Genomic DNA, 14798 nt, shown 5'->3' with positions numbered 1-14798 from the left:
CTATAACTATGGAGTGCTTGTAATTACTTGTTTTCATAACAGTACAAATATTTACAAGCAGCTCCTGCAAGATCAGAGCAAGGGACTATATCAAGTTGTTAGTGCAGAATCTAGTCATTCAAGCGTGACTCTATGCCGATCGCAGCGAATTGACACTATTCTTTTAGACGCCTCCGCTACAGAGAACTGTACTGTTGAGGTGCTCGAACAGCTGCAAATGGAGATGGGAGAAGAATGTCCGCCGATTATTGTCGTGGATCGGGACGATGTTAAGCTGGCAGTGCAAGCGATGAAAGCAGGAGCCGCGGATTATCTCATTCGTGATGACATCACCAGTAACACTCTCACCCAAGCCATTGCAAGTGCTATTGCTCAGGCTCAGCGAGCTTCAAAATCTAGTAAGAGGATGCAAGTGTTAGAAACTCATCAAGAAGAGGTGGAAACGGAACTCGCTGATGCGCAACTCCTCCAACAGATTAGGACCCAACTCATTCAAGGGGATAATCTGAACGCTTTTTATGAGCAAGTTTTGGATGCCGCGATCGCGCTGATGAGCTCAGATATGGCAAGTTTACAGTTGTTTGACCCTCAAGAAAATGCCCTGCATCTCCTCACCCACCGTATGGTTTCGACCCATTGGCATGAACCCCATCATCAACCCACGGGGCGAGAACTGTATTTTCTAGATTTGCTTGCTCGCCAGGCTGCAGATCTCATTGAGCAACGACAACTCTTAGAAAGAGAACAGGCAGCCCGAGAAGAAGCAGAGCGCAATAACCGCATCAAAGATGAATTTCTCTCGATCCTTTCCCATGAGTTACGTACTCCTCTCAATCCCATTTTGACTTGGGCACAATTGCTACAAACTCGGCAGTTTGATCGCATCAAAACAGCAAAAGCTCTTGCCGCCATTGAACATAGTGCTAAAGTGCAAACGCGCTTAATTGACGATCTTTTGGATATTGCTATAATTTTGCGAGGCAAACTCAACCTTAACTTAACCAGCGTTGATTTGTCTGGTGTGATTGATGCTGCCATCGAGACCGTTAAAAGTGCAGCAACCGCTAAATCGATTACTCTCAATTTAGAATTATCTCCTATTCCCACCCTATATGGCGATCCAGTGCGACTACAGCAAGTGATTTGGAATTTATTATCCAATGCCATTAAATTTACTCCGCAAGGGGGGCGAGTTGATATTTGTCTCGAAGGCGTTGAAGAGGAAGCGCACCTTACCGTTAAAGATACTGGACAAGGCATTTCTCCTCACTTTCTCCCCCATATCTTTGAGTCTTTTCGTCAGCAAGATGCCTCTCTTACCCGTAATTTTGGAGGACTGGGTTTAGGCTTATCCATTACGCGGTACTTAGTAGAAGCCCATGGCGGAACCATTACTGCTGAAAGTGCAGGGGCAGGACTGGGAGCAACGTTTACTGTGAGACTACCGTTAGTTCATGTGGCATCCGAGCTCACCTTAACCGAGAAAGAAGAATCAAGCTCAAAAGCTGACCTGACCGGAATACGGATCTTAGCAGTGGATGATGAAGTGGATGCTCGCGAGTTACTCAATGTAGTTTTAACTGCTTACCATGCAGAGGTAAGAGCTGCAAGTTCTGCGAGGGAAGCCTTAGCTTTGCTGGCGTCTTTTCAACCCGATATTTTGATCAGTGATATTGCCATGCCAGATAGGGACGGTTATGCTTTAATTAAACAAATTCGAGCCTTACCTGCAGAAGCAGGAGGACAGATCAGCGCGATCGCGCTCACGGCTTATGCCCAAGTTGAAGACCAACAACGGGCGATTGCTAGCGGTTATCAAACTCATCTGGCAAAACCAATTGATATCAAACAATTGGTGCGAGCTATAGCAAATTTAGCGGGTAATTGTAGAGAAACTCAAGGGTTAACAAGCCATTCCAACCATTAAGAAAGTACCCTACACTAAAGAAGAGAATACGCCTAGCGCAACAGTTGGTACGAGAATTAACAATGACGGACACAAGCAGTCTTGACTGGGAACGCCTCCATAAAGCCCTCGCCGTCGAAGCGAAAGCGGGATATTCTGACATCGTCGGTAAACAGTATCGCTTCAGTGAGTTTCTCTGTTTAACCTTCGGGAAAGTACCGCCCCAAGCAACCCGCGAACAAAAACAGCGCTGGCAAGCCCTAGCTCAAGCCTTTGCCCATTATGGGGAAAAAGACCATGCCGAACGTCAGCAATTGGTGGTGAAAGCCAGTCGTCTGCTCAAAGATGTCCAGCAGGGAAAACAACCTGAATCTTCTCCCCAACCGCAAGTGAAGCCGAAAACACCGGTTACTCCCGGCAGTCATTATCTCGAACCCGAACAACCCCTCACTGAAGCCCCTGGCATTGGCAGAAGTTACACCAAAAGTCTCTATCGTCTGGGATTGGAAACTGTAAGAGATGTCTTGTTTTATTATCCCCGAGAACACATTGATTATGCCCGGCAAGTCAATATTAAAGATTTAGCGGCAGGAGAAACGGTGACGATTGTGGGGATAGTGAAAAGTTGCAATTGTTTTACCAGTCCGAAAAATAAAAAACTGAGTATTTTTCAACTGACGCTTAAAGACCGCACCGGAGAAGTAAAGTTGAGTCGGTTTTTTGCCGGAACTCGCTTTACCCATCGCGGTTGGCAAGAGAAACAAAAGAAATTATATCCCAAGAGCGCGATCGTGGCAGCATCTGGGCTCGTGAAAAAAAATAAATATGGGATTACCCTCGATAACCCCGAAATTGAACTCTTAGACTCTCCCGGTGGGGAAATTGACTCCGTGAAGATTGGGCGGGTTTTACCGGTCTATCCTCTCACCGAAGGCGTCTCCGCTGATGTGATCCGTAAAGCAGTGATGACCGTTTTACCTGCAGCCCAAAAACTTAAAGATCCCCTCCCCTCTCACCTGCGTCAACAGTATGGCTTCCTGTCCCTACCGGAAGCCGTGAGTAACCTCCACTTTCCCTCGGATCATGATACCCTCGCCCACGCCAGACGGCGCTTAATTTTCGATGAATTCTTCTTCTTGCAACTGGGCTTTCTCACTCGCCGTCAGCAGCAAAAAGAGACGCAGCAAAGTGTTATCCTTAACCCTACCGGCAAACTCATTGACCAATTTAAGGCAGTTCTGCCCTTTCAACTCACCAACGCCCAGCAGCGAGTCGTTAGTGATATTCTCCAAGACTTGAATTCCGAAACTCCCATGAACCGGCTGGTACAAGGTGATGTCGGGTCAGGGAAAACCGTGGTAGCTGTTTTTGCGATTCTTGCCGCGATTCAGTCGGGATATCAAGCGGCGTTAATGGCACCAACCGAAGTTCTCGCCGAACAACATTATCGCAAACTGGTCGGTTGGTTTAACTTACTGCATCTACCCGTCGAACTGCTCACCGGATCAACAAAAACCGCAAAACGACGGGAAATTCATCAACAGCTAGAAACCGGGGAACTCCCTCTCCTTGTGGGAACTCATGCCTTGATTCAAGATCCGGTGAACTTCCAGCGGTTAGGGTTAGTGGTCATCGACGAACAACATCGCTTTGGGGTGCAACAGCGCGCGCGATTATTAGATAAAGGTCATTCTCCCCATGTCCTGAGTATGACCGCAACCCCCATTCCTCGCACTCTTGCCTTAACCCTGCATGGCGATTTAGATGTCTCTCAAATTGATGAACTGCCCCCCGGACGACAAGACATTCAAACCACAGCTTTATCAGGAAAAGACCGTCGTCAGGCGTATGAGTTAATTCGGCGAGAAATTGCCCAAGGAAGACAGGCATATATTGTCTTACCCTTAGTCGAAGAATCAGAAAAATTAGATGTTCGTTCCGCCATTGAAGAACAGAAAAAACTCCAAGATAGCATTTTTCCCGAGTTTAAAGTGGGTTTGCTCCATGGGCGGATGAGTTCCCCAGAAAAAGATGAGGCGCTGAAGGCCTTTCGGGATAATGAAACGCAAGTGATTGTTTCCACCACCGTCATTGAAGTGGGAGTGGATGTTTCCAACGCCACCGTGATGCTGATTGAAAACGCAGAACGCTTTGGCTTATCGCAACTGCACCAACTGCGCGGAAGAGTGGGACGGGGAGAATATAAGTCTTACTGTATTTTAATCAGTGGCTCCAAAACCGATACAGCGAAACAACGCTTAGGGGTGTTAGAACAATCGCGGGATGGCTTTTTCATTTCCGAGATGGATATGCGTTTTCGTGGACCTGGGGAAGTATTAGGAAAAAGGCAATCAGGCTTGCCAGATTTTGCTTTGGCGAGTTTAGTCGAAGATCAAGAAGTGTTAGTCTTAGCCCGAGAAGCAGCAGAGAAACTCATTTTTACCGATCAAAATTTAGAGGACTATCCTCGTTTGAAGAAAGAATTAGAACGGCGCTATTTGAAGTTAATGGGCGGTACAATTTTGGCTTAGAGGTAACGGGGGCTAAAGTTGCAGTTGATATTGTTCTTGTAAAGCCAGTAATTTTTGACTGGCGGCTTCAGCATTATTAGCGAGTTTGGCAAATTCGAGAAAGCGTTTTAATTCTTTACGTAATAACTTCCGTTCCACTTCCCAGGTGTCGCGATCGAGCTGCGGCGGAATTACAATCATATCAAAGATCGTGGCTTCCGTTTTTCCGGGATGAGGGCGTAAGACTCTCCCTCGCCGCTGGATAAATTGGCGGGGATTACTCGTGCTAGCGAGAATAACGGCATGACGCACGGCAGGAATATCGACTCCTTCGTCTAAACAGTGAATGGCAACTAAGCCTTGTAGTTCGCCTTGTTCAAGCTGGAAACGCAACTTTTCTCGTTCTTTCATCGGAGTTTGGGCCGTATAGCGATGCACCCGAAAGCCTAGTTCATTGCCAAGTAAACGGGTTACAGCAGCGACCTGGCGATGAATGCCATGAGAAACTGTTTCCATCGTGCCCTCTCCGCAATAGAATAGGGTGTGGCTGGTGTTTAAGCGGGTGGACATTAAACGGGCGAGAGTGGGCAGTTTATTTTCGGCAGTTCCCACTAAGCGCGATCGCTGCATCAGCAGTGATGTGAGTGTTTCATTAGTTTGGACATTCGGATTGTCAGCTAATGCCCAGCCAATGCGTTGGGTTAATTTTGCATAAGCTAGGGCTTCTGCCGCCGTTAATTCCACAAACAGCGGATGGTAAGCATAGGGCACTAACGCGCCTTGCGCGATCGCGTCGGCAAGGGTAAACTGTGGAGTTAAGGTCTTGCCAAAGTACTCAAACACAGCATCCGTTCCCGTTTCATCAAAATACCGCTCTGGCGTGGCCGATAATCCCAAGCGTAAGCCAATCTGGGAAGGTAAACTGGCGAGTAAGCGGGGTGCTCCTAAATGATGTGCTTCATCACCAACAATTAAAGTTTTTTCCGGCAAATAATTAAGTTGAGATTGAAAGCCTTCTGTCATCAGCATGGCGTTCGTCGTAATAATTGTTAAAAACGCCTGCGTTCCCTTATTAAGATGATAAAGCTGATTGGATAAGTCCCGTTGCCACTGTTCAACACTTTCAAACGCTAAAACCGGTTGCAAATTAAACTGTTGACATTCCCGTGCCCATTGCGTGACCAGATGACGATAGGGACACACCACTAATAAAACTTGTAAGCTAATCTTCTCATAGAGTTCGGTGGTAATGGCAAGGGCCGTAATCGTTTTGCCACTTCCCGTTGCCATTTTCAGCATTCCTCGTCCCCGCTGACGAAACCAACTGACCACAGCTTGGGTTTGATAGTTTCTTAAAACTAAAGTAGAAGGAAGAGAAGGTGCCCCATCGCGTCGAAACTGATACTGTCCTCTACCTTCCCTAACTTGCTGCTGACGGTGGCGCTGTTCGTAAGCAACTGCTAGGGCTTCCCAGTTAATCGCTGGTTTAATTTCAATCATTCCCAAACCTCACTCTATTTCTTCAATTTACTGTTTTTGAAGCCGTTGCAACCACTAACAAGGAGTCATTTTTTGAAAAGAAGCTCTAATATTTACTCTCTTTATTCACCCAGAAAGATAGTCCTAAAAAAACGATGTTAAACCCGTAAAATTGCCATATCCTGAGAAGCAATTTATACTAGTTATTAACGTCTAAGCGAATGAATTAACGTTTGGCTTTCTTGTCATACAAGATAGTAAGAAAGTTGGCAAGATTTGCTCCCTTACCGATTTCTTTTCATTCCCGGAAAGAGATTATTAAATTGACGATCTACCTTAGGGAAGGGGCGAGAGAAATGATTTATTCCTAAACTAACAAGCAAATTATAAAAATTAATTATTAGAATGACTGTTCAAAATGTCTCGATTCTAATTGCTAAAAAAAGTAAGCCCTTTCTAGGAATACTGTTACTCAGTAGTGTGCTCATTCCTGGTTTGATCGGATGCGGAGAGCGGTTGGATTCGTCGGCACAAGCCCAACCGGAAAATAGCAGTGAGGAAACTTCACTACCTAATGTTCAAAGCGCGATCGCGCAAGTCAAATCTCTCAACTCTGCCTTAATCGTAAAAGGAGATACAGCTCCGCAGCAAGTAGTGTCCTTACGGTCACAAGCAGAAGGACGGCTGCAAGAGTTAACGGTTGATGTTGGGGATAGGGTGGACAAGGGACAGGTTTTAGCCCAACTGAATGATAATCTTCTCCAAACCAACATCGCAGAAGCCGAAGCCGAACTAGCAAGCCGTCTTGCGGAAGTGAAGCAAGCGCGCAATCAAGTTAAAAATGCCCAAATTCAACTCGAACAAGCCCAAGCTGAAGCCGAACAAGCCCAAGCCGATGCTCAACGCTTAAAAAATCTTGCTGAACAAGGCGCAATTGCCAAGCAAGAGGCAGAAGTGGCGCAAACAGAAGCAACGGTTGCTCAAAAACAAGTCCGTGCCGCACGAGAACAAATCCAGATTGAACAAGATGCAGTGGCAACGGCTCAAGAACAAGTGCGGGTGCAACGTTCCATTATTGACCAAGCCCAAGAGCGTCTCTCTTACAGTACGCTGAAATCTCCTATTGCAGGGGTCGTTTTAGAGCGAGTTACTGATCCGGGAAACTTAATTCAACCGGGAGATGAAGTGCTCACAATTGGCGATTTTCAAACGGTAAAAGTGAGAGTTCTAGTGTCTGAACTGGCGTTAGGGAAAATTCGTCAAGGACAATCGGTGCAGGTGAAACTGGATGCCTTTCCGAATGAGTCTTATCAGGGAACGGTAAACCGCATTTCTCCGGCTGCCAACCAGGAAACACGGCAAGTGCCGGTAGAAGTAACACTACCCAACCCAGAAGGACGCATTGGCAGTGGTTTGCTTGCTAGAGTGTCTTTCCCGCCCCAAGGCAGCGAACAAGTGGTGATTCCTGAAAGGGCATTACAAGAGGAAACGGAAAATAACACAGCAACGGTATTTACCTTGAATCGAACAATGGAACCGCCAATCGTAGAAGCGCAAACTGTGCAACTCGGCGATCGCGCCAACAACGAAGTAGAAATTCTCTCAGGATTAGCGCCAGAAACAGCTTATATTGTTCGTAGTAGTCGTCCGCTTAAATCTGGGGAAGCAGTGCAATTGAGTGCCCTTTCCTCAACCAATACTCAATAATCACCCAAAAACTTATGACTGGATTTAGTATTAGCGTAATTAGGCAAGTAGAAAGGATGATTACTCAAAAACAAGTTAACCCAATTTTACGATTCTATTCTGCTTTTAAATACTTATTGATAAATTCCCTTGGAGTCAGACATTCAAATGTAGCAATTGCTTTGATTAGTTCTCGATTAGAAGAAACAAAACAATCGGAGTTTCCTAATTTGGCTGTTAAATAAACCTCTATATCTTCATTAGGAATTTCTCCATCTGTCATAACTTTTTCTAATTCTTGATTCCATTCCTGACTATAATTGACATAATGGATATTTAGCCGTGATCAAATCAAGCCAATTACAAAACCAGCTTTATCTTTATTCCACAAATATTTACCGACGCGCCTAACTTGATCAATGATTTCATCTGATAAAATAATTTCTGCTCCGATTTGAATTACTATGTCATCGTAGTAACCAATTGCTCTTAAAATTTTTGCTTCTGGAGAGTTAATTTCTTGAGTCCCGATGATATAAATATTTGTATCAAGGCACAAACGCTGAAGATCGGAACTCACTGGGTTCTTCCTTTTTCTTCTAATTTTTCTAGTTTGACTTGATGAATTAAATCAAGGATTTTCTCACGAGAATCATAACCTTTATCTTTAGCCAATTTTCGCATTGTTTCTAATGAATTAGGCTCATTTCTAGCAACAATAACAATATCAACGTCTCCATCACTTAAATCTTCTGGTGCAATTGCTCTTAATTCTCCTTTTTCTATTTTGCCTGTAGTTTGTACAATCTTCATAATATTCTCCCAACCTTTTGATTATCTTTACTTCTTCTAATAACGAATATAACTCATGACTGGATTTAGTATTAGCGCGATCGCGATCCGAAGACATATTGGCACCCTTGCCATTACTGTTGCTGTGTTAGTTGTGGGAACCATTTTTCTCCTGCAAATTCCAGTCAACTTACTCCCGTCCATTACCTATCCCCGCATTCGCGTGGAGTTAAGTGCCCCTGGCGTCTCACCGACCGTTGCTGTGGAAGAAGTGACCAAACCCTTAGAAGAAGCCCTGCGCGCTACAGAAGGGGTTGTCCAACTGTACTCGGAAACCGAAGAAGGGGAAGTCGAGGTTGACTTGTACTTTGAAGCGGGAGACGATGTGGATCAGGCGTTAAACGAAACCACTGCTGCCTTTAATCGGGTGCAAGGACGATTGCCGGATATTGTGGAAGATCCGCGCATTTTTAAGTTTGAACCCTCCCAGCTACCGGTTTATGAGTTTGGTTTGCAATCGCAGTCGCTTCGGGATGTGGACTTGCGGGTCTTTGCCGATGAAGAATTAGCGCGAGAGTTAAGTATTGTCCCCGGTGTGGCGTCGGTGAATGTCTCGGGTGGGGTGACCGAAGAAGTCCGCATCGAAATTGATCCGATTCGCTTGCAGGCGCTGGGCTTAGGGTTAACGGATGTTTTAGATGAATTGCGCGATCGCAATGTGGATGTAGCAACCGGACGCTTATCAGGAGAAGACACAGAACCGCTGACGCGAACGATTGGTAAGTTTGACAATGCTGAGGAGATTCGCAATTTATCATTTGCGGTGGGCGATGCCGATATTCCCCTCACCGAGTTTGCCACGGTTATTAATGGTACGGCGGAACAGCGCGTGTTTGTCACCCTCAATGGCGATCCGGCGGTAAAAGTCAGTGTACAAAAACAGCCCACAGCCAACACCATACAAGTCGTCGATCAAGTCAAGCAGCGCATTAACCAACTCAAGGCAGTGGGAACAATTCCGGAAGAGATGACGTTGGTCACAACCCAAGATGAATCTATTTTTATTCGCAATTCCATTCAAAATGTTGCCGTTGCTGGGTTAACCGGGGCAACTTTGGCAGCGGTAGCCGTATTGTTATTTTTGGGGTCGCTGCGCCAAACCTTCATTATTATTGTTGGCATTCCCCTGGCGACCTTTACGGCAATTTTATTGATGCGCGGGTCTGATATTTCCCTCAATGTCTTTAGTTTAGGGGGACTGGCACTAGGAGTAGGCATTGTGGTGGATAACGCGATCGTGATGCTGGAAACCATCGCCGAAGGGGTAGGGATGACTCCCGGCTATCCGGTTGCGGAAGAACGACCGAGTAACAACTATATTATCGAACAAGCGGAGAACAGCAGTCGCAGTATTGAATCTGCGTTACTAGCCGCAACGAGTACGAACTTAGTTTCCGTTGTGCCTTTTTTACTGATTGGTGGCTTTTTCTCGCTGTTGTTTAGTGAGTTAATTCTGACGATTAGTTTTGCGGTAGCGTCTTCGATGTTAATTGCCTTAACCGTTGTTCCTATGTTGGCATCGCGACTTTTAGCCATTCCCCGCAGTAGTGGTTTATCTCATTTTTGGTTCTTACGTCGCTTTAACGAACAGTTCCAAGCCGCAATTCGCCGGTATCAACAAGGCTTAAAACAAGTGTTACGGTATCGGCTTGTGGTCATTAGTGGTGCCTTTCTGATTTTAGGGGGCGGGAGTTTTTGGCTAGCCGGACAATTGCCCCAAGAGATTTTACCGGAAATTAATACTGGACAAGCGCAAATGTATGTGCAGTTTCCGACGGGAACCAGTTTGACCGAAAACCGGCAAGTAATGCGGTTGATTGATCAAACCTTGTTAGAACAACCGGGAACGAAAAGTACCTTTACTACTGCGGGTGGTTACTTATTTGGAACCAGCACGTCCCCAGATGTTTTAGGGGGATCCAGCACCATTGAATTAGAATCAGGGGTCGATGTGCAATCCTATATCGCCAGGGTACAACCGAAACTGGATCAACTCAATTTAGTCGATACCCGCATTTTTATGCGACCGCAAGATGTTCGAGGGATTAGTTTTAATAATTCGCCGACTCGTGGGGATTTGAATGTCATTTTACAAGGCAATGATTCAACCGCTTTACAACAAGCAGGAGAACAGGTGCTCGCCGCCCTGGATGAAAATGTGCCACTGGCAAGTTTTCGTCCTGATCCTGAACCGCCACAGCCCGAAGTACGCATTCAACCCGACTGGCAACGGGCAGAAGAATTTGGCTTAACCGTCAATGAAATTGGGGAAGCGATCCAAACGGCGATTGATGGGGCTGTTCCCACTCAACTGCAACGCGGCGATCGCCTGGTGGATATTCGCGTACAACTACCAGATGCCACATTAACCTCAATTTCAGAATTGGAACAAGTGCCCCTATTAGTCGGAGAGAATCAAGCTTTAAAACTCAGCGATATTGCCGATATTGAGTTTGGGCTTGCCCCCGCCGAAATTCAACGACTGAATCAGCGCCAAGTTTATATTCTCGAAGGCGATTTAGTGGAAGGGGCAACACTCGATTGCGCGATCGCGCAAACCCAATCCATTTTCCAACAACTGGATCTCCCTGAAGGTGTCAGTATTGCCCCCAGTTCTGCCGAAGAAACCAATACTGAATTGCAAAATGCCTTGAAACTCTTAGGCGGACTTGCTGCCTTCATGGTGTTTGTGGTGATGGCAGTGCAGTATAACTCCCTCATTGACCCACTGGTGATTATGTTAACGGTGCCCCTTGCCCTCGCCGGTGGGATTGTGGGGCTTTATGTCACGAACACCCCTGTCGGTGCAACAGTCTTAGTCGGGGCTGTCTTACTGGTGGGGATTGTTGTTAACAACGCGATCGTCATGGTGGAGTTTGCCAACCAAATTTACACGCAGCAAAATGTGAGTCGTCGCCAAGCCATCTTACAAGCTGCCCCTCAACGTTTACGTCCGATTTTAATGACCACCATTACCACAGTTTTAGGGATGTTTCCGTTAGCTTTGGGGATTGGACAAGGGTCAGAGTTTTTACAACCGCTGGGTGTCGTGGTGTTTTCCGGGTTATCCCTAGCCACTTTCCTCACCTTGTTTATCATTCCCTGCTTCTACACCCTCTTGCATGATCTATTCAGTTCTGAACCCCCACCAAGCGATCCAGAGAAATTAGAAGCAGTTTTTCAAGAAGAACCTTCCTATCCAGAAACGCCCACTTATTAACCAAAGCCCAATCAAGGGAATTGCCCAAAGGATCTGACCGGTTGATTCTCTTGGAGGGAGATCGGTGTTGGAATCAGTTCAGCAATTGCTTCGAGTTGCGCTTCCCACCGAGCTTTTTCTTTCTTTTCTCCTTCAATGGAATTGATTTTTCTTGCAGTAAGAATGATAAGGGAAGGGTTGATGCCTACAATTGATCAAGGAAAACTACCCCTTGTTAGACAAGCTGATGTCACAACCTACAATTGAGTCCATATTACAAGAAAAACGTTTATTTACTCCCTCTCAAGAATTTGCCCAACAAGCTCATATTAAAAGCCAAGTCGAATACCAAGAACTTTATACAGCGGCGAAAGAGAATCCAGAACAATTCTGGGCTGACTTAGCCGAACAAGAACTCGACTGGTTTGAAAAGTGGAATCAAGTTCTTGATTGGAACCCACCTTTTGCCAAATGGTTTGTCGGTGGCAAACTCAATATTTCCTATAACTGTTTGGATCGCCATCTCACCACCTGGCGCAAAAATAAAGCCGCTTTAATTTGGGAAGGAGAACCAGGGGATTCTTGTACCTATACTTATGCACAGCTGCATCGGGAAGTTTGTCTGATGGCAAATGTCTTAAAGCAATTAGGGGTGCAAAAAGGCGATCGCGTTGCAATTTACCTGCCGATGATTCCCGAAGCCGCGATCGCGATGTTAGCCTGTGCTCGAATCGGCGCGCCCCACAGTGTTGTGTTTGGCGGATTTAGTGCCGAAGCCCTGAAAACCCGTCTCGTTGATGCGGAAGCGAAATTAGTGATCACCGCCGATGGTGGCTTCCGTAAAGATAAAGTGGTTTCCCTCAAACCGGAAGTGGATAAAGCAATCGCGCATAATGGCGCTCCCAGCGTGGACAATGTCCTCGTTGTCCAACGCACCGAAGAAAAAGTCCACATGGAACCGGGGCGCGATCACTGGTGGCATGACCTCAAAGCGGGCGTTTCTGCTCATTGTCCCCCTGAAATCCTGGACAGTGAAGATATGCTTTTTATCCTCTATACGTCCGGTACTACGGGTAAACCGAAGGGGGTGGTTCATACAACCGCCGGTTACAATCTTTACACCCATATCACCCTCAAATGGGCGTTCGACCTCAAAGAGACAGATGTTTATTGGTGTACCGCTGATGTCGGCTGGATTACTGGACATAGCTATATTGTCTATGGTCCCCTCTCGAATGGTGCAACCACTGTCATGTATGAAGGTGCCCCTCGTCCTTCTAATCCCGGTTGTCTCTGGGATGTCGTGGAAAAATATGGGGTAACGATTTTCTACACAGCACCGACGGCAATTCGTGCCTTTATTAAACAGGGAGAACATTATCCCAATGCTCGTGACCTCTCGTGCTTACGCTTATTAGGAACGGTAGGTGAACCGATTAACCCGGAAGCCTGGATGTGGTATCACCGCATTATTGGACAGCAAAAATGCCCGATTGTGGATACCTGGTGGCAAACGGAAACCGGCGGCTTTATGATTACCCCCCTTCCCGGTGCAACGCCCACAAAACCCGGATCAGCCACGTTGCCTTTTCCTGGAATTCTTGCGGATGTCGTTGATTTAGATGGTAATTCTGTTAACCCGAATGAAGGGGGGTATTTAGTCGTTAAACATCCTTGGCCCGGTATGATGCGCACCGTTTATGGCGATCCGGATCGGTTTCGTCGCACCTATTGGGAACACATTGCCCCGAAAGATGGACAATATTTCTACTTTGCCGGTGATGGCGCGCGTCAAGATGATGATGGCTACTTCTGGGTCATGGGGCGTGTCGATGATGTGATTAGCGTGGCTGGACATCGTCTCGGCACCATGGAAGTGGAATCCGCCTTAGTGTCTCACCCGGCGGTTGCCGAAGCGGCTGTGGTTGGACGCAAAGATGAGGTAAAAGGGGAAGAAGTGTTTGCCTTTGTTTCCCTAGAAGGCGATTATGAAGGCAGCGATGCCTTGAGTAAAGAGTTAAAACAACACGTTGCCAACGAAATTGGCGCGATCGCGCGTCCTGGAGAAATTCGCTTTACTGATGCACTACCAAAAACCCGTTCTGGTAAAATCATGCGCCGTCTCTTGCGGAATTTAGCTTCTGGCGAAGATGTGGCGGGAGATACTTCCACTTTAGAAGATCGCAGCGTTTTAGATAAACTCCGCGGTGGGTAAATCACTAAAACCAACTCCCCTCCAACGGGAGGGGTTTACCTTAAAATGCGATTAAACGACTTGATCAACAATTTATGGTAACTGCTACCAGCCAGCTTTTAGAAATTATCGGTGATCATGATGCTGAAGAATTGACGGTGATAACAGGAGTCAATTGGAAAAGTTATGAAAAGCTGATTCATACCTTGGCAGACAATAGCACTGATCGCATTAGTTATTTAGATGGAACACTGATTATTTTGTCTCCTAGTCGCGCTCATGAAGCAATCAAGAAACGGATCGCAATTTTATTAGAAACTTATTTGATTCAGCAACAAATTCCTTTTTATCCTCTTGGTTCGACTACTTTCCGACAACAAAGTAAACGAGGTGGAAAAGAACCCGATGAAAGTTATTGTATCGGTATGGAAAAGGATTTTCCTGATTTAGCCATTGAAATTATTACCACCAGTGGTGGACTGGAAAGTTTAGCAATTTATGAGCGTTTAGAAATTCCAGAAGTCTGGTTTTGGCAAAATAATTCTCTAGCCATTTATGTTTTGATGAATCACCAGTATCAGCAACAACCGCAAAGTCAACTTCTGCCAAACCTGGATTTATCTTTATTTGTTCGTTGTGTGCAAGAGAGTGAGATTAGCAGGGCGATTACCCAGCTTCATCAAAATATAGAATAGTAAAATTACTCCTCCAATTTCAAGCATTTCAAGAATGTTTTCCGAAAGTCACTTGAATAAGGTTTCATAGACAACTTTATACAAAAAAACTCCCTCCCGAAGGAGAGAGTTAATCTTATTTAGCTATCTATTGAAAATTAGCCGTTGATTTCAGGCGCTTGCATCGCTACGGGAGTCGCTTCACCTGCCGCTAAGTCTAAGGGGAAGTTGTGCGCGTTCCGTTCGTGCATAACCTCAAACCCTAAGTTTGCGCGGTTTAAGACGTCTGCCCAGGTGT

The 14798-nt window shown here is 45.9% G+C and carries 9 protein-coding genes and 1 pseudogene; 6 read left to right on the top strand and 4 right to left on the bottom strand.

The genetic code is table 11. From position 1 onward, the window contains the following. Nucleotides 1–289: 289 nt before the first annotated feature. Together GVY04_17730 and recG are read left to right on the top strand one after the other, a co-directional pair. Nucleotides 290–1927, top strand: coding sequence for a response regulator (locus GVY04_17730; protein ID NBD17896.1), 1638 nt, complete (start codon nucleotides 290–292; stop codon nucleotides 1925–1927). A 62-nt stretch (nucleotides 1928–1989) separates the two neighbouring features. Next, nucleotides 1990–4437, top strand: a complete 2448-nt coding sequence (recG, locus tag GVY04_17725) for an ATP-dependent DNA helicase RecG (GenBank protein ID NBD17895.1) — start codon at nucleotides 1990–1992, stop codon at nucleotides 4435–4437. Between the two features lie 12 nt (nucleotides 4438–4449). Here the strand turns inward: recG and GVY04_17720 are convergent, their stop codons facing one another. After that, nucleotides 4450–5916 carry a DNA phosphorothioation system restriction enzyme gene (locus tag GVY04_17720; protein ID NBD17894.1) on the bottom strand — a complete coding sequence of 489 codons (1467 nt, stop codon included), beginning with the start codon at nucleotides 5914–5916 and terminating at the stop codon, nucleotides 4450–4452. A gap of 384 nt (nucleotides 5917–6300) precedes the next feature. Here GVY04_17720 and GVY04_17715 point away from each other — a divergent pair, with 384 nt between their 5' ends. After that, nucleotides 6301–7602, top strand: a complete 1302-nt coding sequence (locus tag GVY04_17715; GenBank protein NBD17893.1) for an efflux RND transporter periplasmic adaptor subunit — start codon at nucleotides 6301–6303, stop codon at nucleotides 7600–7602. Between the two features lie 94 nt (nucleotides 7603–7696). Here GVY04_17715 and GVY04_17710 read toward each other — a convergent pair. Further along, nucleotides 7697–8161 (bottom strand): annotated as a pseudogene (locus GVY04_17710) (hypothetical protein). Then, complete coding sequence (locus GVY04_17705) at nucleotides 8158–8394, bottom strand: hypothetical protein (protein NBD17892.1); 237 nt, start codon at nucleotides 8392–8394, stop codon at nucleotides 8158–8160. The pseudogene GVY04_17710 and the gene GVY04_17705 overlap by 4 nt, the downstream one beginning before the upstream one ends. 55 nt (nucleotides 8395–8449) lie before the next feature. Between GVY04_17705 and GVY04_17700 the strand changes: the two genes are divergently transcribed. The 3 genes from GVY04_17700 (at nucleotide 8450) to GVY04_17690 (ending at nucleotide 14521) form a co-directional block, all read left to right on the top strand. After that, nucleotides 8450–11653 (top strand): MMPL family transporter, encoded by a 3204-nt coding sequence (locus GVY04_17700; protein ID NBD17891.1) that lies wholly within the window; start codon nucleotides 8450–8452, stop codon nucleotides 11651–11653. Between the two features lie 226 nt (nucleotides 11654–11879). Beyond that, on the top strand, nucleotides 11880–13847 hold the full coding sequence (gene acs, locus GVY04_17695; GenBank protein ID NBD17890.1) for an acetate--CoA ligase: 1968 nt from the start codon (nucleotides 11880–11882) through the stop codon (nucleotides 13845–13847). A 74-nt stretch (nucleotides 13848–13921) separates the two neighbouring features. Further along, nucleotides 13922–14521: a Uma2 family endonuclease gene (locus tag GVY04_17690; GenBank protein ID NBD17889.1), complete on the top strand. Its 600-nt coding sequence runs from the start codon at nucleotides 13922–13924 to the stop codon at nucleotides 14519–14521. A 137-nt stretch (nucleotides 14522–14658) separates the two neighbouring features. On the opposite strand, the gene GVY04_17685 is transcribed toward GVY04_17690, so the two are convergent. After that, the coding region (locus GVY04_17685) for a photosystem II q(b) protein (GenBank protein NBD17888.1) at nucleotides 14659–14798 on the bottom strand (140 nt) is incomplete at its 5' end.

This window comes from Cyanobacteria bacterium GSL.Bin1 (genome assembly GCA_009909085.1).
Classification (GTDB): Bacteria; Cyanobacteriota; Cyanobacteriia; order Cyanobacteriales; family Rubidibacteraceae; genus Halothece.
The sequence above is the reverse complement of the archived record's forward strand: the minus strand, read 5'-3'. Positions and strand labels throughout refer to the sequence as shown.